Raw genomic sequence first — 20367 nt, 5'->3', positions numbered from 1 at the left:
CTAGGGTCAACGGCTCTTTCTGTCCTTCAGGGTGCGGCCCTTTGGAGCGCCGCCGCAGTCTCCGTTCAGCTCAATCGGCCGTTCTGGCGCAGGTAAGCGATGATCTCGTCGGCCAGTTCTTCCGGGGAAGCCGAGGTCGTGTCGACGGTGATTTCGGCGTTTTCCGGCACCTGGTAGGGCGAATCGATGCCCGTGAAATTCTTCAGCTGCCCGGCCCGCGCCTTTGCGTAGAGCCCCTTCGGGTCGCGCTTTTCGGCAATGTCGAGAGGCGTGTCGACGAAGACCTCGACGAATTCGCCCTCCATCATCAACTGACGCGCCATCTGCCGTTCGGAGCGGAAGGGCGAGATGAAGGAGACGAGCACGATAAGGCCTGCGTCCGTCATCAGTTTTGCCGTCTCGGCGACGCGGCGGATGTTTTCCACGCGGTCGGCATCGGTGAAACCGAGATCGCGGTTGAGACCATGGCGGACATTGTCGCCGTCGAGCGTGATCGTGTGCCGGCCGGCCGCATAGAGTTTCTTTTCGACCCAATTGGCGACGGTCGACTTGCCGGCGCCGGAGAGGCCGGTGAACCACAACACCGTCGGCTTCTGGTTCTTGAGACGCGCCCGGGCATTGCGGTCGACGTCGAGCGACTGCCAATGGATGTTGGCGGCACGTCTCAGCGAGAAATCGACCATGCCTGCGGCGACCGTCGAATGGGTGAACCGATCGATCAGGATGAAGCCGCCGGTTTCGCGGTTCTCGCCGTACGGATCGAATGCAATCGGATGCGCCAGCGACAGGTTGGCAAACCCGATCTCGTTCAATTCCAGGACCTTGCCGGCCGTCTCTTCAAGCGTGTCGACGGAGAGGTGATGCTTCAGTTCGCTCACCTGCGCCGAGACCATGCGGTTGGCGGCTTTCAGCCAATAAGGCCGGCCCGGCAGAAGCGGCTCCTCCGCCATCCAAACGAGATGGGCGGCGATTTGATCGGTCACTTCCGGCCGATTTTCCGCCGGCACCAGAACGTCGCCGCGGGCGATATCGACCTCGTCGGCAAGCCGTAGCATGATCGACTGGCCGGCGACGGCCTCCTCGAGTGAATTCTCGCCGATGTCGATCGCCGTCACGCGGCTCTTTTTGCCGGAGGCAGCCACCACGACTTCATCGCCAACGGCGATGCGCCCGGATGAGATCGTGCCCGCATAGCCGCGGAAGGTATGATCGGGCCGGCACACCCATTGCACCGGAAAGCGCAACGGCGTTTCGACGAGGCCCGGAGCCGACGGCGCTTCTTCCAGGAACGGCAGGAGCGCCGGACCCTTCCACCAGGGGAGGCGGGGGCTCGGGCCCGTGACGTTGTCGCCTTCGCGGGCCGAGAGCGGGATCGGCGTGACGCTTTCGATGCGCGTCCGCTCGGCAAAAGCTGCGAAATCTGCCGCGATCTTCTCGAAAACGGCTTCATCGTAGCCGACGAGATCCATCTTGTTGACGGCCAGCACGACCTGCTTGATGCCCATCAGCGAGCAGATCAGGGCATGGCGGCGTGTCTGTCGCGACAGGCCTTTTTCGGCGTCGACCAGGAGAATGGCGAGCTCGGCGGTCGATGCGCCGGTCGCCATGTTGCGGGTGTACTGCTCGTGGCCCGGCGTGTCGGCGATGATGAAACGCCGGCGTGGTGTCGCAAAGAAACGCCAGGCGACGTCGATCGTGATGCCTTGTTCGCGCTCGGCCTCGAGCCCGTCGACGAGAAGCGCAAAGTCGATGTCGCCGCCGGTCGTGCCGTGGCGGCGGCTGTCGCGCTCCAGATCGGCGATCTGGTCCTGCAAGAGCAGTTTGGAATCGTAAAGGAGGCGACCGATCAGGGTCGACTTGCCGTCATCGACGGAGCCGCAGGTCAGGACGCGCAGTGTGTCGGGCGCGGCAAGCGCGCCGGCGAGCGTCTGCAAGCTCGCGGGATTGGTGTGGGCGGTATCCATCAGAAATAGCCTTCCCGCTTCTTGCGCTCCATGGAAGCCGAGGCCTCCCGGTCGATGGCACGGCCGCCGCGCTCCGACTGGGTCGCGCCCATGGTCTCCATGACCACTTCGGCAAGTGTGGTTGCCGACGATTCCACGGCGCCGGTCAGGGGATAGCATCCGAGCGTGCGGAAACGGATGAGCCGCTGTTGCGGGACTTCGCCCGGCATCAGCCGCATGCGCTCGTCATCGACCATGATCCATTGATCGTCGCGCTTCACGACCGGCCTTTCGGCCGCAAAGTAAAGCGGCACGAGCGGAATGTTCTCGCGCTCGATATAGGTCCAGATATCGAGCTCGGTCCAATTGGAGAGCGGGAAGACGCGCATCGATTCGCCCTCATGGATGAGGGTGTTGTAGAGCCGCCAGATCTCCGGGCGCTGATTGCGCGGATCCCAGCCATGGCTCTTGGAGCGGAAGGAGAAGATCCGCTCCTTGGCGCGTGACTTTTCCTCGTCACGGCGGGCGCCGCCGAAGGCTGCATCGAAATGATGCCTGTCGAGCGCCTGCTTCAAACCCTCCGTCTTCATGACGCGCGTGTAATTGGCGCCATGGTCGAACGGGTTGAGGCCGGCGGCGACGCCTTCCTGATTGACATGGACGATGAGCTCCATGCCCGCCTCGGCCGCCATTCGGTTGCGGAAGGCGTACATGTCACGAAACTTCCAGGTCGTGTCGACATGCAGAAGCGGGAAGGGAGGCGGAGCCGGATGGAAGGCCTTGCGCGCGAGATGCAGCATGACCGACGAATCCTTGCCGATCGAATAAAGCATCACCGGGTTGCGGCATTCGGCTGCCACTTCCCTGAAAATGTGCAGGCTTTCTGCTTCCAACCGGTCAAGGTGGGACAGATTTGCGGACATGGGTCTTACAGTTCGAGAAATCTCAGGAGGATACAAGACGCGGACGTGCCGGGCTCTTGGGCTCGGCAACCCGCGGTTTGCGGCCAACGCTGTGATAGTTGAAGGCGTGAGGTGCCACTTCTTCGGGCGGATAGATGTTTCGCAGATCGATTAACACATCGCCCCGCATCGTCCGCGAAAGCGTGGCGAGATTAAGGGCACGGTACTCGTTCCACTCCGTCATGATGACGAGGCCGTCGGCCCCTTCTGCGGCGGCATAGGGTGAAGCACACCAGGTCACGCCCGGAAGCAGCGGTTTTGCCGCCTCGGCCGCCTGGGGATCGTGGGCGCGAATGGTGGCTCCCGCGGCCTGCAGCGCGGGAATGGCGGTCAGGCTCGGAGCCTCGCGGATATCATCGGTGTTGGGCTTGAAGGCGATGCCGAGCACGGCGATCGTCTTGCCCTCGACGCTGCCGCCATGTGCGGCGATCACCCGTTCGGGGATCGAGCGCATGCGCTCCTCGTTGACGGCGATCGTGGTTTCGACCAGCCGGATCGGACTGCCAAGACGGCGCGCGGTGGCAGCCAGCGCCCGCGTGTCCTTTGGAAAGCAGGAGCCGCCATAGCCCGGCCCCGGATGCAGGAATTTCGGTCCGATACGATTGTCGAGACCAATGCCGCGGGCGATGTCCTGCACGTTGCCGCCGACGGTTTCGCAAAGATCGGCGATCTCGTTGATGAAGCTGATCTTCATCGCGAGGAACGCGTTCGCTGCGTATTTCGTGATCTCCGCGTTCTCAAGGCTGGTGAAGACGATCGGCGTCTGGCGCAAGTTGAGTGGGCGATAAAGCGCCTTCAAGATTTGCTCGCCGCGCTCGTCTTCCACGCCCACGACAACACGGTCCGGGCGGAGAAAATCCTCGATCGCCGCACCTTCGCGGAGGAATTCCGGATTGGAGGCGATGGAGAATTCCTTGTCCGGGGCCGTCTCTTCGATGATGCGTCGGACTTCGCGGCAGGTCCCCACGACGACCGTCGATTTGATGACCACGACGGAGCCGGAGCGCATGGCTTCGCCGACTTCGCGAGCCGCAGCATAGACATAGGAGAGGTCGGCCTCGCCGTCGCCTCGGCGGGTCGGTGTGCCGACCGCGATGAAGATGACGTCGGCGTTCTCGACAGCACCCGGAAGGTCGGTGGTGAAGGTCAGCCGGCTGGCGTTTTTGACCATCAGCTCTGCGAGGCCGGGTTCATAGATCGGCACGTCGCCCCGTTGCAGAGCCGCGATCTTTGCCTGGTCTTTGTCGACGCAGGTGACGTCGAAGCCAAACTCGGAAAAGCAGACACCGGAGACCAAGCCCACATAGCCGGTCCCAATCATCGTGATGCGCATGGCGGTCTTCCTCGCGAACGCGGCTCTTAAGCCACGTCGAGGCGGTTATTGCAATTGCGAGAAAGACACAAAAAGGGCCGGCACGAAGCCGGCCCCGGACTTGTTTGTCCTATACCTCGACCGTCTTAGTGACGGGCGAGCCAGTCGTCGATTTCACGCTCGGCCTGATCCTTGGCGACGCCATAGCGTTCCTGGATCTTGCCGGCGAGTACCTCGCGGTTGCCCTCGACTTGGTCGAGCTCGTCATCCGTGAGCTTGCCCCACTGAGCCTGAGCGTTGCCTTTAAACTGTTTCCAGTTGCCCTGAACACGGTCCCAATTCATGACTTTCTCCTGTTGATTTCGATGACAGGAAAACGAGGATCGATGTCGCGCGGTTCCCGGCGCCCGCCGTTGGTGAAGAAAATTTCATACCCCGGCTAATGAAGGATCGCTATTTGATTTCCTCTTTTACCTGCGCGTAGGCAAGGAGAGCGAAAAGCGCTGTACCGCCCAGGATGTTGCCAATTAATACGGGCACAGTGAAGTGCCATAACATTGTGAAGATGCTGATATCTCCATGCGCAACGAGCAGGAATGCCTCGACGCTACCGGCAATAATGTGAGTGAACTCGGCGATTGCGATGATATAGGTGAAAAGCACGATCACGAGGAACTCGCTTCCGGACGCGCTCGGCAGGATCCACACGATCGCCGCGATCAGAAAGCCGGCCCCGATGGCGCGCACGAACATCATGAACCAGCTCTTGTCCATCATCTCCTGGCTGATCTCCAGCATTGCCTGGAAGACTTCGGGATGAGTTCCGGGAAGAGCTGCATTGAAGAGCGCGACACCCAGCGTTCCGACCATGTTGGCGACGAAGACGACGCTCCATAGCCGCAAGACACACAGAACATTTTTGCGTGTGAACTCCGCTGCGAGCGGCAGGATCGGAGCGATGGTGTTTTCGGTGAAGAGTTGCTGGCGCGCCAGGATGACGAGCAGGAAGCCGACGCAATAGCCGAAGTTGTCGATCAGCGGACGCCAGGGAGCGTCGGGCAGGTGGTAGCGCAGGGCCGCCTCCGCCACGAGCGAGAAACCGATCGACAGCCCCGCCGCGATGCCCGACCACCAGAGAGAGGAGGTGGGGCGCTGCATCTCCTCCTCGCCTTCCTGCCGCACCACTTCGTAGATTGCGGGCACAGACAGGCGAAGTCTCTTCTCGACGGTCTTGGCTTCACGCTGGGTGAGGCCACGCGAATCCTGGGCGCGCTCGGCCCCTCTGTGCTCGCGTTCCTCGCTGCGTCTCGCCTGCCTGTCGCTTTGAATCTCGTTCATCTTCGCTCGATTCCGCTTCTCGCCATAATCCCGTCACCGGTGGATCAAGATTGCGCTGCAAGAGCGCGCTTCAAGGTGGCGTGGCCAATCCACCACGAGCGAAGGGCCGCGCTATCCGGTGTGGGAACTCACCAGCCTTCGGGGACATTCACTGGTCATGGAGGACGAAATGATAAACCGTCTCGATGGGCCTGGAGTGCCGTTCTCGTCGGACTACGACGTCGGCGGGGATGCGGACGAGCCGGGCCTGGCCCAGCCGATCACCACGGACGATCTCGATGCACTTGCGCATTCTGCGCGTGGAACGGTCGAGGAGCGCCGCGAAGCGCTTCGCGGAGCGCTCGATGAACTCGAGGCACGCCGGTCCATGGATGTTTCCCACGATGTCGACGGCGTCATCGCCTACGGCCGAGATCTGCTTAAGTCTCTTTGGGGAACCTCTCCGGTCTCGTCTGTCGAAACTGGAGATCCAGAGGGTTTTGGCTTTGCTCCGGAAGACCGGCTAGATCAGCCGGATGAAATTTTGGAGCGGGCGCAAGACTCGGTCAAGGAAGAAGGCGCAGAACGCGAGTGAAGATGACCGCCATGCCGGCGGAGACGAAAGAGGTTTTGAAGAAGAAAATGGCGCAAACCTATCGCAAGGGTGAGAGCGTTGAGTGGCGGTTCGGTGGCTGGACCAGCCGAGGCCGGATCGTGGAAGTCTTCACGCGTCCCGTCGTGCGCAGCCTGGAAGGCCATGAAATCGTGCGCAATGCGGATGCCGAGAACCCGGCCTACCTGATCGAGCAGGACGACGAGAGCCGGGTGATGAAGTCGCATTGCGAACTGAGCGGCCTTCGCTGAGAGACAATTTGAGCGTCTCACCAGGCGCTGGCGTTGGGGGCGAGCGTCGCAATGACCGGGAATGAAAGAGACTCCGCCGAGGCGTCCGAACAGCCCGGACCCTCGAGTGCGGCTATGCGCCTGGCTCTCGTTCTCAACAGCGATTCCGGGACCTTGCGCACGTGCGAGCCGTCTGCAGGCGAACAGATCGCGGATATTTTCCGGCAGGCCGGGCACGACGTGACCCTTCACTGGAAGGCGGGCAAGGAGGCGATTGCCGCCATCGAGGCCGCTTTTGCCGACGACGCTTATGACACGGTGATCATCGGCGGCGGGGACGGCAGCGTGTCGTTTGCCGCCTCACAAGCCTACCAGAACGGCAAAGTACTGGGCATCTTGCCGCTCGGCACGATGAACCTTTTCGCCCGCGCCCTGGGCGTTCCGCTCGACATGTATGAGGCGGCGAGGGTGCTCGCTGCGGGTGAAGTCTCTCGCGTCGATATCGCGGATGTGAACGGGCGGCTCTTCGTCCACCATGTCACGCTCGGGCTGCATCCGAAGATGATCCGGCTGCGCCAGGAACTCGATTACGGATCGCGTTTCGGCAAGCTCATGGCGAGCGCCAAGGCTCTCCGCCTTGCGTTGCGGCGGCCACCGATCATTCGCGCCCGTCTCTCCCTCGCCGATGAGGAGATCGACGTCGAAACTGCGGCCCTCGTGGTCAGCAACGGACCTCTTGGGGACGGGCATCTTCCCTACGCCGATGATCCCTGCGCCGAGACGCTCGGCATCTATTTCGCCACGTCGCGCAAATGGACCGACCTTTTGGAACTCGCAGCGGCTTTCGCGCTCGGGCGCATGAGCGACAATCCGATTCTGTCGATGCGACGGTCTCAGGCCGTTACGATTTCCATGCAGCGCTCCGAGGCGCGAGCCTCCGTCGACGGGGAAGTGGTGACGCTCAGACCGCCGCTCAAAATCCGGCAATATCCCCGCGGGCTGACCGTGCTGGCGCCCGCGGGACATGTCGCGAAGGACTCCGTGGCTCAGTAGCGGGTCAGCGCTGCGACAGGGCCGAGGTTTTCGGCCGTCTCGCCTTCCATGCTGTAGATCGAGCCGCCTGCCTGGAGCGCTCTCACCGCCACGAAATCAATGAGATCGGACTGTTCGGGACCCGGTTCATCGACCACGTGCACGGCGTGTTCGTCGGAATTGTAGGTTCCCCAAAGATGGGCCGAGCGGGCGATGAAGACCGCTTCCAGCCGCCCCTCGATCGACGCACGAGCGATCTCGTTGATGTCGCGTAGCGCGCCGTTGGAGCTCTTGTCCTTGAGGCGTGCCTTGAGACGCTCCAGCGCATCACGCCGATCGCCCTCGACTTCCTGCTGCATCAAGGACCAGGAGGTCTGGTGCAATTCCGGCTCGCTCTTGGAGGCTGGATCGACCTTGAGGTTCTCCTCCGAGACGCCTTTGTAGTGGAGCTTGTTCTGCAGGTGGCCCAGGGTGCGCGGCTCGGCGGCGATCACCAGAGGCGCGCCTGCACCTCCCAGCTTGTGATCGACGGCCTTGGCGATCTGCCCCAGATATTCGTCAAGCTCGACCTCGTTGTAATCGTCCGGGCTCGGCCCGAGCGAATGGTATTGCGGTACGCCGGCCGATCCGCCTTGCTGGCCGCCGGATGCGTTCGAATGGAAGCCGACATTGCCGTCAAACTCCGTCATGCCGCGGAATTTCGCGAGGCTTTTTGGCATGTTCGGAACGTCGACAGGGCGAAGGTCGTGCTTGCGCACTTTATAGAGCTGTACGTCGTCACGCGTGACGCACAGAAGGTAGCCGTGGCCCGCGGATGAGAAGATGCGGATCAGAGGGCGGAGATAAAAGCGCTCGCCGACGAGCGAGAGCTCTTCGACTTCGCCCGGCAGCTTGATCCAATGCACGCCGCTTTCGTCGATGAGGACGGCCAGCGACTGGTCCTGGTGCTGCCAGAAGTCGAAATCGTCCAGCCGTTCTTCTGCCGGTCGCAACAGCGCGTCGACGTCTTTTCCTTCGTCGACCGCGTGCAGGTTGCGCCGTGCTTCTGCGAGAGCGTTTTTGAGGCGCGTCGGATTTTGCAGAGTTTCGGCGCTGCGCATCTCCATCGGCAGGTAGATGCTGATCTTGGGAAAGCCCGTGCGCTCCGCCAGGTCGCGTATCCAGTCGCGTTTCATTGTTATCTCCCTGTGGGTTGCAGCTTTCTGGGGAATGGTCGCCGGGCATCACGGGTTCCTTGGCGCGCCGGTGCACGTTGTCACATTTCTTTCGCAACGCATGGGCGCCTTCGCCGTTGTGTCCTCAAACGGCAACGTGAGCGGAGCGATGGCGAAGAATCACGGAAACCAGGTCAAAGACGACAAGCTTTATGAGGATCTGCGCGAGCGCGGCGAATCCAAGGAGAAAGCCGTAAGGATCGCCAATGCGCGTGCCAATCCGTCCATGCATCCTTCCAAGAAGGGCGGAAAGAATCCCGCCTACGAGGAGTGGAGCAAGGACGACCTTTACGATCGGGCGCAGGAGCTCGGCATCGAGGGGCGCTCGAAGATGGACAAATCCGAGCTCATTGACGCCCTCCGCAATCACTAGTTTCGCACCGTACGAAAGGGCGCAGACGGAGAGAGCTCGACCCTTTGCAACCCACGGCACTTTTCAGGAGCGCGTATGCCCCGGGATGACATGAATGAAGTCGAAGTGACGCAGGCGGAGGAGAGAAACACCAACCGCCATGTCCTTGTCTGGGGGACGCTGTTGGCGATCGTTGCTCTGGGCGCGATTGCGCTGTGGTTCGGGCTTTAGGCCTTCCCTTTTCTCAAAGCTGCGGGTTCCATTCTCTGGCCAGACGCCTTTGCTGCAACGCCAAATTCGGCCGCATTTGTGTTTGACAAGCGGCGTGAAGTCGTGGAAGCCGAGGCGATAAACGGCCTGCTAACCTTGATCATGGTAAATGCCTTACAGGTTCAAGACTGTGGTTGATGTCGCTTTCCGACGGGATGCGACGCGGCCGTCCGGCACCCTTGCATCCGGCCCGAGCGTCGGCTGCGGCGTTTCGCACCAGAAATTGCTTTGCCGGAACAAAACCCGAGCATCCGAATTAACCTCGTGACGGAGTTGAAGTGACATGGATCAATCTGACCGGGAGGGCAGCGGTCGCTCGCAGGAGGATATGATGTTGGCGGACAGCAACGGCCGCGAAAATGGAATGCACCCTCTGGTTCAGTCTCAGATCGGGAAGCATTTGCGCGCCGTGTACGACGATGTGGTGAACGAGCCAGTTCCTCAGCGCTTCCTCGATCTCCTGGAGCAGCTGGAAGAATCCACAACCAAGAACCGTCGCAGTTAGGCCGCTCCCAATATGGCCGTATCCGAGGCTCTTCGACAGGAGCTCCTGTCAGCAATTCCCAATCTTCGTGCTTTTGCCGTTTCGCTTTGCGGCAATGGCGAGCGTGCGGACGACCTCGTCCAAGAGACGCTCATGAAGGCATGGGCCAAGTTTCACACCTTCCAGGAAGGCACCAATCTGCGGGCCTGGCTTTTCACCATCTTGCGCAACGAATTCTATTCGCAGGTGCGCAAGAAGGGTCGAGAGGTCGAAGACGCCGAAGGCGCCTATGCCGCCAAGCTCGCATCGCAGCCGGCCCAGAACGGGCATATGGATCTTCGCGACTTCAACGAGGCGCTGTCGCAGCTGCCCGACGATCAGCGTGAAGCCCTGGTGCTCGTCGGCGCATCCGGTTTCTCCTACGAGGAAGCTTCCGAGATCTGCGATTGTGCGGTCGGCACGATCAAAAGCCGGGTCAGCCGTGCACGCACGCGGCTCGCCGAACTCCTCGCTCTGGAGGAGGGGGAGACCTACGGCTCCGATCCGATGGCGACAACGGTGATCACGCGCAGTTTCAGCTGATCCTGTCTCGACAACGAAAAAAGGCCGCTCCGAACCGGAGCGGCCTTTTTTGTGTCTCGCCTTTTTGTATCTCACGCTCCGGCGAACCGACGTTCCCCTAAAGAGCGACCTTCCGGTTCTCGCCGAGACGCGGTTCTTCACCCGTCTGCTTCGCCTTGATCAGGTTCCAGCGCCTGCGCAAGGAGTTGAAACCTTCCCAGTATTCGCCGCTCGAGGGCACCACGCGGATGACGGCGACATCCGGGTCGTCCTTGCCGCCTGGAAACCAGCTGTCGGCGTCGTCGAACCAGACCGCATCGATGAGGCGCTTGTCGGTGGTGAGGTAGGCCTGGCCCGACACCGAAACATATTCCCGGCGCCCGGGTCGCGCGAACGAGAGATTGACCTCCGGATGGGCGGCCAGCGCATCGGCCTTGTGCGACGATTTCCGTGTCAGGAGATGGAATTCGTGGGTGGACTTGTCGACATCGAAGCCCATCGGGCGAGAGCGCAGCTCGCTGCCGTCTCGGCTTGTCAGCATGCAGACGGTCACGTCTTCGATGAGATCGAAGAACTCCTCGATCGGCGCATCTGTCATCGGCGTGTCTCCTTGTTTCTCGGACGATTCAACGCCGGGCCTCCGGCTCGTGTTCCCGCTTCACGCGCGCCTCTTCGGCCTCCAAGAATCGCATGAGGGCGGTCTCCGCCGCGGAGAGATGTGTGCGGTGCGGTCCGCGCAGAAGATCGGCGCGCAGGCGTTCCTCCTGGAAGGCCTGGACGACCAGCGGGTGCACGTAGCTGGAGCGACATACGGCCATGGTATTGGCGAGCTTGTCGCTGACCTCGCGCATCACGGATGCGATGGCACGTTTGCGCCCAGCGTCGCTTTCCGGTCTTTCGTTTTCGACGAAGAGCTCAAGGGCCGCCGCGCTCGCGGCGAAGGTGCGGAAATCCTTCGACGTCACCTGCGCTCCGGCGGCGTTCTTCAGATATTGATTCAAGTCCCGGGCGTTCAGATAAGCGCGGCGACCGTCGCTCTCGCGATAGGCGAAGAGGCGGCGCTTGCCGATCGCCTTGAGCTTACGAAGTCGTGACGGAAGGCAGGTGTCCGGGATCACCTTGTGGATTCTCTTGCCCGATTTGCCAATGAAATCGAGCGTCACGGCGCGGCCGTTCAGCCGCACATCTTTTTTTAAAAGCGTGGTGGCACCGCGGGCGCTTTCGCAATCTGCCGTATCGCCTCGGTGGCCCGACCGCAACAAGGCTCGGTCGACGAGGCGTGCCGCGACGGCGGCGGAAAAGCATCTGTCTGTTTGGCGGCGGGCGAGATCGCGGGCAATCCGTTCACGGATTTTCGGTAGCGCCCGGCCGAAACGCAAAAGACGCTCGGCCTTGATGGCGTTGCGGACGTCCGTCCAATCCTCGTGATAGCGGTATTGCAGGCGACCTTCCTGATCACGTCCGACGGCCTGCAGATGTGCATGCGGATCCTCGGCGATGCAGACCGAGGTCCAGGCTGGCGGGATGACGAGGTCTTCCAGGCGCTGGCGCAGGCGGCGATCGCGGATGGTCTTGCCGGCACGCCTATAAGTGAAGCCACGCCCGCTGCGGCGGCGCTCGATTGTGAGATTTTCCGCGCAGATGTAGTTGAGCCCACACAATTCGGCTCGTTCCTGAAGCGTGTCGGCCATCGTGCCTCCAAAGGACGGGCACGAAACGGGCAGGAGAGAGCCCTGGTTCCTCGGCTGAGCGCAGAGCTTCCTAAGCCGGCAACCCTATGTTTATCAGAGGTTTGCCAAGATTGGGCCGGTTCGCTCAGTTCGTATAGCCGCGGCCGGCCGGTGAACGCGCCAGCCTCTGGCCACGTCTCGCTTCGCGATGGATGGTGTAAAGTGCGGCCGCGATGACGATGCCGGCGCCGATGAAGGTGCGCATGGCGGGGATCTCGCTGAAGATCAGGATGCCGAGGATCGTCGCCCAAAGGAGGCGGGCGTAATCGAGCGCCGCCAGCACGGTCGCTTCGCCGGCGCGAAATGCCTGTATGTTGCAGCTTTGTGCCGTGACCGAGACGAGCCCTATGGCGACGAGCAGGCCGAATTCCGTCCAGGTCGGCCACACCCATTGCCAGATGGCGAGAGGTGTCAGCAAAACACCCACGAAGACCGTCTGATAGGCGAGGATGGTGATCGCGAGATCCGAGCGTGACAGGAGCCGAATGATCACCATGACGAGGGCCGCCGAGGCGGCGCCCGCCACGGCGAGAAGGCCGTAGCCGTCGATGCCTGCGCCGGTCGGGTTGAGCATCACCATGACGCCGATGAAGCCGAAGATGATCGCGCCCCAGCGGCGAGGTCCGACCGCCTCTTTGAGGATGACGATGGCAAAGAGCGGGATGAAAAAGCTCTTGGCGAAGGCGATCGCGGTTGCATCAGCGAGCGGCAGATGAACAACCGCTGTGAAGCCGCAGAACATCGCAATGACGGCAAAGAGGATGCGTCCCGCGTGAAGGAGAGGGCGCCGCGTCGTCAGCGAACCCGGAAAGCCCCGGATGATCAGCGGCAGGGCGGCGAGAAACATCACCGACTGACGAACGACCAGGATTTCAGCGACCGGCAGCCTCGTGCCGATGAGCTTGATCAGCGTCATCATGATGGTGAAGAGAACGGTGGCGACGATGATCCAGGCGGCACCACGAAGATTGCCAGGCAGAGCCTGAAACCGTTTCGTCAGTCCGGCAGATGTTTCGCCGAACCGGCCCGTTCCATCCATGGCGTCTATTGACGCTTCGTCGCATTCTCCGTCAAGCTGTGGGCGGTCTTTCGTTCGTCGGCGCAGGCTCCCCGCTCGCGCCTGTCTCTCCTGCTTTCACGACGGATAATTGCGCTAATGACCGATCTGGCACCGCCAAAGTTTGGCATGGGGGCACGGGTGCGCCGTGTCGAGGATGAGGCTCTCATTCGCGGTGAGGGCCGCTACACGACCGATGTGAAGCCGGCCGGCACGCTGGCCGCCTTTGTCCTGCGTTCGCCGCTTGCGCATGCGCGCTTCGACACGCCGCGTCTTGAGGCGGCGCGAAAGGCGGAGGGCGTGAAGCTCGTGTGGACGGCAGCCGATGTCGCCGACATGGCCGCCATGCCCTGTCTCGGATCGGGGCCGGCCAAGGGCGAAATGCGCAAGGCCGAGGCGCCTGTTCTCTGCGAAGGCGTGGTTCGGCATGTGGGGGATGCGGTCGCTTTTGTCGTCGCCGATACAATCGAGAATGCGCGCGCAGCGGCGGAATTGATCGAGATCGATTATGAACCTCTGCCGGTTGCGGTCGGCACCGATCGGCTGCTCGAGACGGACACGCCGCTCGTATGGCCGGAGCACGGGACCAACCTCGCCTTCGAGTATGAGGTGGGAGACGCGGCCGCGACGGATGACGCGTTCGCCAGGGCCGACAAGGTCGCCCGGCTCAGCCTCGTCAACAACCGCCTCGTCTGCAACTATATCGAGCCGCGCGCGATCGTTGCCGAATACGATCCGGGGCAAGAACGCTGGACGCTGACGGTCGGCTCGCAGGGCGTGCACGGCATGCGCAAGGCGGTCGCCAAAGCGATGCAGGTGGATCCGTCGCGCCTTCGTGTCGTCACGCCGGAGGTCGGCGGCGGCTTCGGCCCCAAAATCTTCGCTTACCGGGAATATCCACTCGCGGCCAAAGCGGCCTTCGTGCTCGGTCAGCCGGTGCGCTGGGTCTGCGATCGCAACGAGCATTTTCAGTCGGATGTGCAAGGCCGCGACAACTTCGCGGAGGCGGCCATGGCGCTCGATCGAGACGGCCGCATCCTCGCCATGAAGGTCGATCTCACGGCCAATATGGGTGCCTATCTCTCGCAGTTCGGGCCGTATATCCCTTGGGTCGGGGTCTCGATGACGACCGGTCTTTACGACATCGAGATCGCCCATGTGAGCGTCAAAGGCGTCTATTCGAACACCGTGCCGGTCGACGCCTATCGTGGTGCCGGGCGTCCCGAAGCGGCATTCCTGTTGGAGCGGCTGATCGACGAGGCCGCGCGCGTAGCGGGTCTGGCTCCAGATGAAATCCGGCGGCGCAATTTTATCCGGCCGGAGCAATTGCCGTACGAGACCGTCACCGGACGGCTGTATGATACAGGCGAATTCGCTGGGCACCTGGATCGGGCGCTGGAGGTGTCGGACCACGCCGGTTTCGAGACGCGCGCTGCAGAGAGCAGGGCGCGCGGACGGCTCAGAGGCATCGGGATGGCGAGCTATGTCGAGGCCTGCGCTTTTGCCGGCTCCGAACCGGCGAAAATCGTGCTCGAAGACGACGGCCATGTCGCGCTTTTCATCGGCACGCAGGCGACAGGGCAGGGACACCGCACGGCCTATGCCCAGTTCGTGGCCGAGCGGCTCGGCCTCGATCTCGATCAGATCCGGGTGCATCAGGGCGATACCGATGCGCTGGAAACGGGCGGCGGCACGGGCGGCTCACGCTCCATCCCGCTCGGGGGTCCGTCCGTGCGCATCGCATCGGACAATCTTGCGGAAAAGCTCAAGGATCTGGCGGCCGATGCGCTGGAAGCGGCTGCGGGCGATATCGAGCTTGCCGCCGGAGAGGCGCGGATCGTCGGGACCGACCGGGCGATTTCGTTCGCCGACCTCGCCGCCAAAGCAGGCGACCGCGCCGAAGTGACGGCGATCGGAGAGTTCAAACAGGCGGAAGCGACCTATCCGAACGGCACGCATGTCTGCGAATTGGAGATCGATCCGGAGACGGGCAGCACGCGTATCGATCGCTACACCATCGTCGACGATTTCGGGGTGAGCGTGAATCCGCTGCTGCTCGAGGGTCAGGTGCATGGCGGTGTGGCGCAGAGCATCGGCCAGGTGCTTCTGGAGAACACGGTTTATGACGAAGACGGGCAGCTTCTGACCGCAAGCTTCAGCGATTACGCCATGCCGCGCGCGTGGGACACGGTTTCCTTCCATTTCGAGACGCGCAACGTGCCTTCGACGCACAACGTCCTCGGCATCAAAGGTGCCGGGGAGGCGGGAACGATCGGCGCGACGCCCGCGGTCATGAATGCCGTTGTCGATGCGCTTTATCGAGAGTACGGGATCCGCCATCTCGACCTGCCGGCGACACCGCTGCGGGTGTGGAATGCCATTCAAGCCGCAAAGGCGGCGCTCCCCGAACAACGAGGCTAGGGTGACCAAAGACGAAGCGGACTGCCGGCGTAACGCGCGGCAGAGCCGAGGCGGTGGGCAATCGTGACTACAGCGACCCGCGCCATCATTCTCAAGGTCAGCTCGACCATTGCCTTCGCGCTGATGCTTTCCTGCATCAAGCTCGTCGGCGAGCGTGTGCCGACCGGCGAGATCGTGTTCTTTCGCTCCGCCTTTGCGCTCGTTCCGCTCCTCGGCATGCTCGCCTGGCAGAACAAGCTCAAGGAGGCCGTGCGCACCAAAGATCCCTGGAGCCATGCCCGTCGCGGCCTCATCGGGGTGACCACGATGATGCTGTGGTTTGCCGGCGTCCAGCGCCTGCCTCTGCCCGAGTCCATGGCGATCAGCTACGGCGCGCCTTTGATGATCGTCGTGTTGGGCGCCCTGATCCTGCACGAAACGGTGCGCATCTATCGTTCGACCGCCGTTGCGGTCGGTTTCGTCGGCATCATGATCGTGCTGTGGCCGCGCTTCGATCTTCTCTCAAGCGGTGAACTCGGCGGGCGGGAATTCGTCGGCTCGCTCTGCGCGCTCGGCTCCATGGTGCTGACGGCGGTGGTCGCGATCCTCATCCGCAAGATGACGGCGACGGAATCGACCTCCGCCATCGTCTTCTATTTTTCCGTCACGTGCACGGTCGTGGCGCTTTTCACCATCCCGTTCGGATGGGTCATGCCCGATACGGAAGAGTTGATCCTTCTGACCCTGTGCGGGCTCTTCGGCGGTCTCGGGCAGATCTCCCTGACCGCCGCCTATCGTTATGCCGAGACGTCGACGATCGCGCCTTTCGAGTATGCCTCGATGATCTGGGGCACGATCGCCGGCTATCTGCTCTTCAATGAAATTCCCGGGATCAACGTTGCCGTGGGCGGAGCGGTCGTCATCGCTGCCGGCATCTTCATCATCTACCGCGAGCATCAATTGGGGCTGGAGCGGCGAAAGATGCGCAAATTGTCGACGCCGCAGGGGTGAGGCGGATGAGCCTCAGAACGCCTTGAAGGTGGGAATCGTTTTGGTGTCCTGGATGCCTTCGATGACGTGCACCTTTTCCTGCACGAAGCGGCCGATGTCGTCGTCGGGGCTCAGATAGAACTTTGCCAGAAGGTCGTAATCGCCTGCTGTGGAATAGATTTCAGACGCGATCTCGGCGTCGGCCAGGGCGGTTGCGACCTGGTAGGCCTGGCCGAGCTGGCATTTGATGAGTACGAAAAACGGGGTCATGGCAGTCTCCTTGGCCGGGAGAAAACCGCAACTGTCCGGTCGCGGCAAGGGCCAAGCGGCCGATGCTTGCAAAGCGGTTCCGAGACCACTAGATCGGAAGACGTCTCAGGGGGTGCCGCTGCAATCTGTAGGTGGCTGAGAGGCGATCCGGCCAACCCCTCGAACCTGATCCGGTTAACACCGGCGGAGGGATGGGATGATGCCGAGAGATCCTCGTCGTTCATTTGCTTCCGCTTCGGGCCGGGTCCGAAGTGGGAGAATTTCATGCCTATGACGATCGACGAGGTCTTTGCGGCGCTGACGGATCTGCGGGCGCGCCAGCCTCTCGTCCAAAACATCACCAACTTCGTTTCGATGAGCGTCTCCGCGAATGCGCTTCTCGCCCTCGGCGCGTCGCCCGCGATGGTGCATGCGGAAGAAGAGGTCGGCGATTTCGCCAAGCTCGCGGACGCCCTCGTCGTCAATATCGGCACGTTGTCGCCCGCCTGGCTGCGCGCCATGAAAAAAGCCGCCGAGGCCATGGGGGAGCAGCAGAAGCCCTGGGTGCTCGACCCGGTGGCGACGGGCGCGACGCCATACCGAAGCGAGGCCGCGAACACACTCCTGTCCCTGCGGCCGACGATCGTGCGCGGCAATGCGAGCGAGATCATGAGTCTCGCAGGCGAGGCGGGCGCACTCGGCAGGGGGGTCGATTCTCTTGCCGCCTCCGATCAGGCCGTTGCGGCGGCGAAGGCGCTGGCGCGGACATCGGGAAGTGTCGTTGCCGTGACTGGCGCGACCGATTACGCGACAGATGGCGATGAGGTCGTTTCGGTCACCGGCGGGCATGATCTCATGCCGCGCTCGACCGCCCTCGGCTGTGCGCTTTCCGCCTGTGTCGCCGCATTCTCGGCCGTGCGGCCGCCGCTCGAAGCGGCGATCGCCGGGCTTGCCGTTTATGCCGCTGCCGGCCGGATCGCCGGTGAGCGATGCGGCAACGGGCCTGGCCATCTTCCGGCCGAGCTTTGTGACGCGCTTTTCCGCATGGACAAGGATCTTCTTGCCGCTCATTCCGGTATTGGCGCCGGAAGCGGGGAGGCGAAATGATGCGTCATCCGTTCGATCTTTCGCTCTACCTCGTCACCGATCCGAAGCTTTGCGGTCCGCGCAATTTTTTCGAGACCGTCGCTGCGGCCGTCAAAGGTGGCGTGACGCTGGTGCAGCTGCGCGACCCCGACGCCGGCACGCGCGAACTCGTTGCCATTGCGCGTCGCCTGAAGGCGCTGTTGGAGCCCATGGGCGTGCCTCTCATCGTCAATGACCGCATCGATGTGGCGCTCGCGGCCGAGGCTGACGGCGTGCATCTCGGCCAGAGCGATATGGACGGCGCGGATGCAAGGCGGCTGATCGGCGAGGAACGCATCCTCGGCATTTCCGTCGGCAGTGTGACCGAGCACGAGGCGTCCCGGGACGCTCTTTCTGGCGCCGATTATATCGGGGTCGGGCCGGTCTATACCACGGCCACCAAGCCCAATGCCGGTGCGGCGATCGGCCTGGAGGGGCTTGCCACGGTCACGAGGGATGTCGGGCTTCGATCCGTTGCCATCGGGGGCATCGGCGCTTCCAATGCCGCTGAATGCATCGCTGCCGGGGCCGAGGGCGTTGCCGTCGTGTCCGCCATCATGGGGGCGGACGATCCACAAGCCGCCGCCCAGGCGCTTCTTGAAGAAATTCGTACAGCGAAGGACACACAATGACGGCCATCGCACTTTCGATTGCAGGCACAGACCCGACCAGCGGCGCCGGCATCCAGGCCGACCTCAAGACTTTCTCCGCCCTTGGCGTCTATGGCGCGACGGTGATCACGGCGCTGGTCGCCCAGAACACGTGCGGTGTGAGGGCCATTCACGACGTGCCCGCGGATTTCGTGGCGGCCGAGATGGATGCGGTCTTCTCCGACCTCGCCGTCGGTGCGACCAAAATCGGCATGCTCTCGAAGCCGGAGGTCATCGAGACCGTGGCGGAGGGGCTGACGCGGTGGGAGCCCGGTCCCGTCGTCCTCGACCCGGTGATGGTGGCGGCCTCCGGCGATCCGCTCATTGCCGATGAGGCCGTGACGAGCCTGCGCGAGAGACTTTTCCCGCTTTCCGCCGTGATCACGCCCAATCTGATGGAAGCGGCCCGCCTGCTCGACGAGGAGCCTGCGGACAATTCCGACACCATGCTGCGCCAGGCGCAGGCGCTTGCCGATTTCGGCGCCGGGGCGGTCCTTCTCAAAGGCGGGCATGGCAACGGCGATGAAGCCGCGGACCTGTTGTGGTTCGAAGGCGAGGCCCATTGGTTCAGCGCGCCGCGCATCGACACCAAGAATACACACGGTACCGGCTGCACGCTGTCCTCGGCGATTGCGGCGGGGCTTGCCAACGGGCTCGGCCTGCCGGAGGCGGTCGATGCCGCCAAAGCTTATGTCCACAACGCCATCGTCAATGCGGACCTCCTGGAGATCGGCAAGGGGCATGGACCGGTTCACCATTTCTACCGGCAGTGGAGGAATGGATGAGCTCCGGCCACAGCCTCAGCCGGCGCGGCCTTCTCACCGGAGGGGCGGCGGTCGCAGGTGCTGGCGCACTTGCCCGACCGGCAGTCGCCCAAAGCCGCATCGAATGGTCGATGGTCACGTCGTGGCCGAAGAACCTGCCGGGTCCCGGCGTTTCGGCGGAACGGATCGCACGCGATATCGAGACCGCGTCCGGCGGGCGCATGGTCGTGCAGGTGCATGCGGCAGGTGAGATCGTCCCGGCTCTTGCCGTGTTCGATGCGGTGTCGGAAGGGACAGCCGAGATGGCGCATACCGCCTCTCTGTTCTGGGCCGGCAAGGCGAAGGTCGCTCCCGTCTTCACCGCGGCGCCTTTCGGCCTGACCCCTCTGGAGCATATTACCTGGATCGACCATGGCGGCGGTCAGGAGCTGTGGGACGAGCTTTATCGCCCGTTCGGGGTGAAGCCGTTCATGGCCGGAAACACCGGCTTTCAGATGGGCGGCTGGTATCGCGGCGAGATCGCCTCGCTCGACGATTTCAAAGGCCTCAAGATTCGCATGCCGGGCCTCGGCGGTGAGGTCGCGCGCCGGCTCGGGGCAACGCCCGTTTCGCTGCCGGCATCGGAGATTTTGCCGGCACTCCAGTCGGGGACGATCGACGCGACGGAGTTTTTGGGGCCCTGGTCCGATCTCGCCATGGGATTCTGGCAGGTCGCGAAGAACTATTACTGGCCGGGCTTCCACGAGCCGAACGGAACCGGCGAGGGCCTCGTCTCGATCTCCGCGTGGGAGAAGCTGCCGGACGATCTCAAGGCGATCGTGCGTCATGTCCTTGCGGTGGAGAACATTCGCGGTCTGGGCGAGGCCGAATGGGAAAATGCTCGGGCTCTGGAACAGCTCACGCAGGAAAAGGGCGTGGTGCTCCGGCGGTTTCCCGACGATTTCCTGGCTGCAGCGCGTCAGGCGTCCGACGAGGTCTTCGACGAGCTTGCAGACGCCGGCGGCGTGCAGGTGGAGATCGTCGAAAGCTACCGCTCGGCGCGGGCACGGATGCAGCCCTGGTCGGAAGTGAGCGAGGCGGCGCTTCTCGCCGCCCGCCGTTGATTTAAGCGC

22 protein-coding genes and 1 riboswitch are annotated in these 20367 nt (G+C 62.8%); of the genes, 12 read left to right on the top strand and 10 right to left on the bottom strand.

The genetic code is table 11. The annotated features are described in order from the left end of the window. Window positions 1–65: 65 nt before the first annotated feature. From cysN to L0F51_RS06195, 5 genes are all read right to left on the bottom strand, one after another. Window positions 66–1964, bottom strand: coding sequence for a sulfate adenylyltransferase subunit CysN (gene cysN, locus L0F51_RS06215; RefSeq protein ID WP_234628380.1), 1899 nt, complete (start codon window positions 1962–1964; stop codon window positions 66–68). Next, complete coding sequence (gene cysD, locus L0F51_RS06210; protein WP_092811185.1) at window positions 1964–2866, bottom strand: sulfate adenylyltransferase subunit CysD; 903 nt, start codon at window positions 2864–2866, stop codon at window positions 1964–1966. The genes cysN and cysD overlap by 1 nt, the downstream gene beginning before the upstream one ends. A 22-nt stretch (window positions 2867–2888) precedes the next feature. Further along, window positions 2889–4238: a UDP-glucose/GDP-mannose dehydrogenase family protein gene (locus L0F51_RS06205; RefSeq protein ID WP_234628379.1), complete on the bottom strand. Its 1350-nt coding sequence runs from the start codon at window positions 4236–4238 to the stop codon at window positions 2889–2891. Window positions 4239–4363: 125 nt separating this feature from the next. After that, window positions 4364–4561 (bottom strand): CsbD family protein, encoded by a 198-nt coding sequence (locus L0F51_RS06200; RefSeq protein WP_234628378.1) that lies wholly within the window; start codon window positions 4559–4561, stop codon window positions 4364–4366. A gap of 109 nt (window positions 4562–4670) precedes the next feature. Further along, on the bottom strand, window positions 4671–5555 hold the full coding sequence (locus L0F51_RS06195; RefSeq protein WP_234628377.1) for a formate/nitrite transporter family protein: 885 nt from the start codon (window positions 5553–5555) through the stop codon (window positions 4671–4673). A gap of 169 nt (window positions 5556–5724) precedes the next feature. Between L0F51_RS06195 and L0F51_RS06190 the strand changes: the two genes are divergently transcribed. From L0F51_RS06190 to L0F51_RS06180, 3 genes are all read left to right on the top strand, one after another. After that, a complete protein-coding gene (locus L0F51_RS06190) occupies window positions 5725–6129 on the top strand; it encodes a hypothetical protein (protein WP_234628376.1) in 405 nt (134 codons plus the stop codon). Window positions 6130–6131: 2 nt separating this feature from the next. Further along, window positions 6132–6398 (top strand): DUF2945 domain-containing protein, encoded by a 267-nt coding sequence (locus L0F51_RS06185; RefSeq protein WP_234628375.1) that lies wholly within the window; start codon window positions 6132–6134, stop codon window positions 6396–6398. A gap of 114 nt (window positions 6399–6512) precedes the next feature. After that, entirely contained in the window at window positions 6513–7430 is a 918-nt protein-coding gene (locus L0F51_RS06180; protein WP_234628374.1) for a diacylglycerol kinase family protein, read from the top strand. On the opposite strand, the gene L0F51_RS06175 is transcribed toward L0F51_RS06180, so the two are convergent. Then, window positions 7424–8584: a hypothetical protein gene (locus tag L0F51_RS06175; RefSeq protein WP_234628373.1), complete on the bottom strand. Its 1161-nt coding sequence runs from the start codon at window positions 8582–8584 to the stop codon at window positions 7424–7426. The two genes, L0F51_RS06180 and L0F51_RS06175, sit on opposite strands and share 7 nt — an antisense overlap. A gap of 148 nt (window positions 8585–8732) precedes the next feature. Here L0F51_RS06175 and L0F51_RS06170 point away from each other — a divergent pair, with 148 nt between their 5' ends. From L0F51_RS06170 to L0F51_RS06160, 3 genes are all read left to right on the top strand, one after another. Next, window positions 8733–8996 carry a Rho termination factor N-terminal domain-containing protein gene (locus tag L0F51_RS06170; RefSeq protein ID WP_234628372.1) on the top strand — a complete coding sequence of 88 codons (264 nt, stop codon included), beginning with the start codon at window positions 8733–8735 and terminating at the stop codon, window positions 8994–8996. Window positions 8997–9528: 532 nt separating this feature from the next. Further along, on the top strand, window positions 9529–9750 hold the full coding sequence (locus L0F51_RS06165; protein WP_234628371.1) for a NepR family anti-sigma factor: 222 nt from the start codon (window positions 9529–9531) through the stop codon (window positions 9748–9750). 12 nt (window positions 9751–9762) lie between these two features. Then, entirely contained in the window at window positions 9763–10311 is a 549-nt protein-coding gene (locus L0F51_RS06160; RefSeq protein ID WP_092811201.1) for a sigma-70 family RNA polymerase sigma factor, read from the top strand. 97 nt (window positions 10312–10408) lie between these two features. Here L0F51_RS06160 and L0F51_RS06155 read toward each other — a convergent pair whose 3' ends face one another. The 3 genes from L0F51_RS06155 to L0F51_RS06145 all read right to left on the bottom strand — a co-directional run bounded on the left by L0F51_RS06155 (window position 10409) and on the right by L0F51_RS06145 (window position 13059). Further along, complete coding sequence (locus tag L0F51_RS06155; RefSeq protein ID WP_234628370.1) at window positions 10409–10888, bottom strand: pyridoxamine 5'-phosphate oxidase family protein; 480 nt, start codon at window positions 10886–10888, stop codon at window positions 10409–10411. 28 nt (window positions 10889–10916) lie between these two features. After that, the gene (locus L0F51_RS06150; protein WP_234628369.1) at window positions 10917–11981 is read right to left on the bottom strand and encodes a DNA topoisomerase IB; all 1065 of its coding nucleotides are present in this window, start codon (window positions 11979–11981) and stop codon (window positions 10917–10919) included. A gap of 124 nt (window positions 11982–12105) precedes the next feature. After that, entirely contained in the window at window positions 12106–13059 is a 954-nt protein-coding gene (locus L0F51_RS06145) for a DMT family transporter (RefSeq protein ID WP_234628368.1), read from the bottom strand. Between the two features lie 117 nt (window positions 13060–13176). On the opposite strand from L0F51_RS06145, the gene L0F51_RS06140 reads away from it, so the two are divergent. Next, complete coding sequence (locus L0F51_RS06140) at window positions 13177–15498, top strand: xanthine dehydrogenase family protein molybdopterin-binding subunit (protein WP_234628367.1); 2322 nt, start codon at window positions 13177–13179, stop codon at window positions 15496–15498. A gap of 63 nt (window positions 15499–15561) precedes the next feature. Next, window positions 15562–16488, top strand: coding sequence for a DMT family transporter (locus tag L0F51_RS20130; protein WP_234628366.1), 927 nt, complete (start codon window positions 15562–15564; stop codon window positions 16486–16488). Window positions 16489–16500: 12 nt separating this feature from the next. Here L0F51_RS20130 and L0F51_RS06130 read toward each other — a convergent pair whose 3' ends face one another. After that, complete coding sequence (locus L0F51_RS06130) at window positions 16501–16737, bottom strand: Lrp/AsnC ligand binding domain-containing protein (protein WP_234628365.1); 237 nt, start codon at window positions 16735–16737, stop codon at window positions 16501–16503. A 98-nt stretch (window positions 16738–16835) separates the two neighbouring features. After that, a riboswitch (TPP riboswitch) is annotated at window positions 16836–16946 on the top strand. A 55-nt stretch (window positions 16947–17001) separates the two neighbouring features. Between L0F51_RS06130 and thiM the strand changes: the two genes are divergently transcribed. The 4 genes from thiM to L0F51_RS06110 are packed head-to-tail and all read left to right on the top strand — an operon-like array spanning window position 17002 to window position 20358. Next, window positions 17002–17823: a hydroxyethylthiazole kinase gene (gene thiM / locus L0F51_RS06125; protein ID WP_234628364.1), complete on the top strand. Its 822-nt coding sequence runs from the start codon at window positions 17002–17004 to the stop codon at window positions 17821–17823. Beyond that, entirely contained in the window at window positions 17820–18473 is a 654-nt protein-coding gene (gene thiE / locus L0F51_RS06120; protein ID WP_370642318.1) for a thiamine phosphate synthase, read from the top strand. The genes thiM and thiE overlap by 4 nt, the downstream gene beginning before the upstream one ends. Continuing rightward, complete coding sequence (thiD, locus tag L0F51_RS06115; protein WP_234628363.1) at window positions 18470–19276, top strand: bifunctional hydroxymethylpyrimidine kinase/phosphomethylpyrimidine kinase; 807 nt, start codon at window positions 18470–18472, stop codon at window positions 19274–19276. The genes thiE and thiD overlap by 4 nt, the downstream gene beginning before the upstream one ends. Continuing rightward, the gene (locus L0F51_RS06110) at window positions 19273–20358 is read left to right on the top strand and encodes a TRAP transporter substrate-binding protein (RefSeq protein ID WP_234628362.1); all 1086 of its coding nucleotides are present in this window, start codon (window positions 19273–19275) and stop codon (window positions 20356–20358) included. The genes thiD and L0F51_RS06110 overlap by 4 nt, the downstream gene beginning before the upstream one ends. The last annotated feature ends 9 nt before the right edge of the window (window positions 20359–20367 follow it).

The organism is Afifella sp. H1R (genome assembly GCF_021462425.1).
GTDB classification, from domain to species: Bacteria; Pseudomonadota; Alphaproteobacteria; order Rhizobiales; family Afifellaceae; genus Afifella; species Afifella aestuarii.
Note: the sequence above shows the minus strand (reverse complement) of the source record. Positions and strands in the feature narration are given on the sequence as shown.

What these genes read in the sequence shown, in the direction of transcription:
- L0F51_RS06155 (WP_234628370.1), bottom strand. Translation starts at nt 10,888, where the DNA reads ATGACAGATGCGCCGATCGAGGAGTTCTTCGATCTCATCGAAGACGTG.
- thiE (WP_370642318.1), top strand. Translation starts at nt 17,820, where the DNA reads ATGATGCGTCATCCGTTCGATCTTTCGCTCTACCTCGTCACCGATCCG.
- L0F51_RS06150 (WP_234628369.1), bottom strand. Translation starts at nt 11,981, where the DNA reads ATGGCCGACACGCTTCAGGAACGAGCCGAATTGTGTGGGCTCAACTAC.
- L0F51_RS06145 (WP_234628368.1), bottom strand. Translation starts at nt 13,059, where the DNA reads ATGGATGGAACGGGCCGGTTCGGCGAAACATCTGCCGGACTGACGAAA.
- thiD (WP_234628363.1), top strand. Translation starts at nt 18,470, where the DNA reads ATGACGGCCATCGCACTTTCGATTGCAGGCACAGACCCGACCAGCGGC.
- cysN (WP_234628380.1), bottom strand. Translation starts at nt 1,964, where the DNA reads ATGGATACCGCCCACACCAATCCCGCGAGCTTGCAGACGCTCGCCGGC.
- L0F51_RS06110 (WP_234628362.1), top strand. Translation starts at nt 19,273, where the DNA reads ATGAGCTCCGGCCACAGCCTCAGCCGGCGCGGCCTTCTCACCGGAGGG.
- cysD (WP_092811185.1), bottom strand. Translation starts at nt 2,866, where the DNA reads ATGTCCGCAAATCTGTCCCACCTTGACCGGTTGGAAGCAGAAAGCCTG.
- L0F51_RS06190 (WP_234628376.1), top strand. Translation starts at nt 5,725, where the DNA reads ATGATAAACCGTCTCGATGGGCCTGGAGTGCCGTTCTCGTCGGACTAC.
- L0F51_RS06140 (WP_234628367.1), top strand. Translation starts at nt 13,177, where the DNA reads ATGACCGATCTGGCACCGCCAAAGTTTGGCATGGGGGCACGGGTGCGC.
- L0F51_RS06130 (WP_234628365.1), bottom strand. Translation starts at nt 16,737, where the DNA reads ATGACCCCGTTTTTCGTACTCATCAAATGCCAGCTCGGCCAGGCCTAC.
- L0F51_RS06175 (WP_234628373.1), bottom strand. Translation starts at nt 8,584, where the DNA reads ATGAAACGCGACTGGATACGCGACCTGGCGGAGCGCACGGGCTTTCCC.
- L0F51_RS06160 (WP_092811201.1), top strand. Translation starts at nt 9,763, where the DNA reads ATGGCCGTATCCGAGGCTCTTCGACAGGAGCTCCTGTCAGCAATTCCC.
- L0F51_RS06185 (WP_234628375.1), top strand. Translation starts at nt 6,132, where the DNA reads ATGACCGCCATGCCGGCGGAGACGAAAGAGGTTTTGAAGAAGAAAATG.
- L0F51_RS06165 (WP_234628371.1), top strand. Translation starts at nt 9,529, where the DNA reads ATGGATCAATCTGACCGGGAGGGCAGCGGTCGCTCGCAGGAGGATATG.
- thiM (WP_234628364.1), top strand. Translation starts at nt 17,002, where the DNA reads ATGCCTATGACGATCGACGAGGTCTTTGCGGCGCTGACGGATCTGCGG.
- L0F51_RS06170 (WP_234628372.1), top strand. Translation starts at nt 8,733, where the DNA reads ATGGCGAAGAATCACGGAAACCAGGTCAAAGACGACAAGCTTTATGAG.
- L0F51_RS06205 (WP_234628379.1), bottom strand. Translation starts at nt 4,238, where the DNA reads ATGCGCATCACGATGATTGGGACCGGCTATGTGGGCTTGGTCTCCGGT.
- L0F51_RS06200 (WP_234628378.1), bottom strand. Translation starts at nt 4,561, where the DNA reads ATGAATTGGGACCGTGTTCAGGGCAACTGGAAACAGTTTAAAGGCAAC.
- L0F51_RS06195 (WP_234628377.1), bottom strand. Translation starts at nt 5,555, where the DNA reads ATGAACGAGATTCAAAGCGACAGGCAGGCGAGACGCAGCGAGGAACGC.
- L0F51_RS06180 (WP_234628374.1), top strand. Translation starts at nt 6,513, where the DNA reads ATGCGCCTGGCTCTCGTTCTCAACAGCGATTCCGGGACCTTGCGCACG.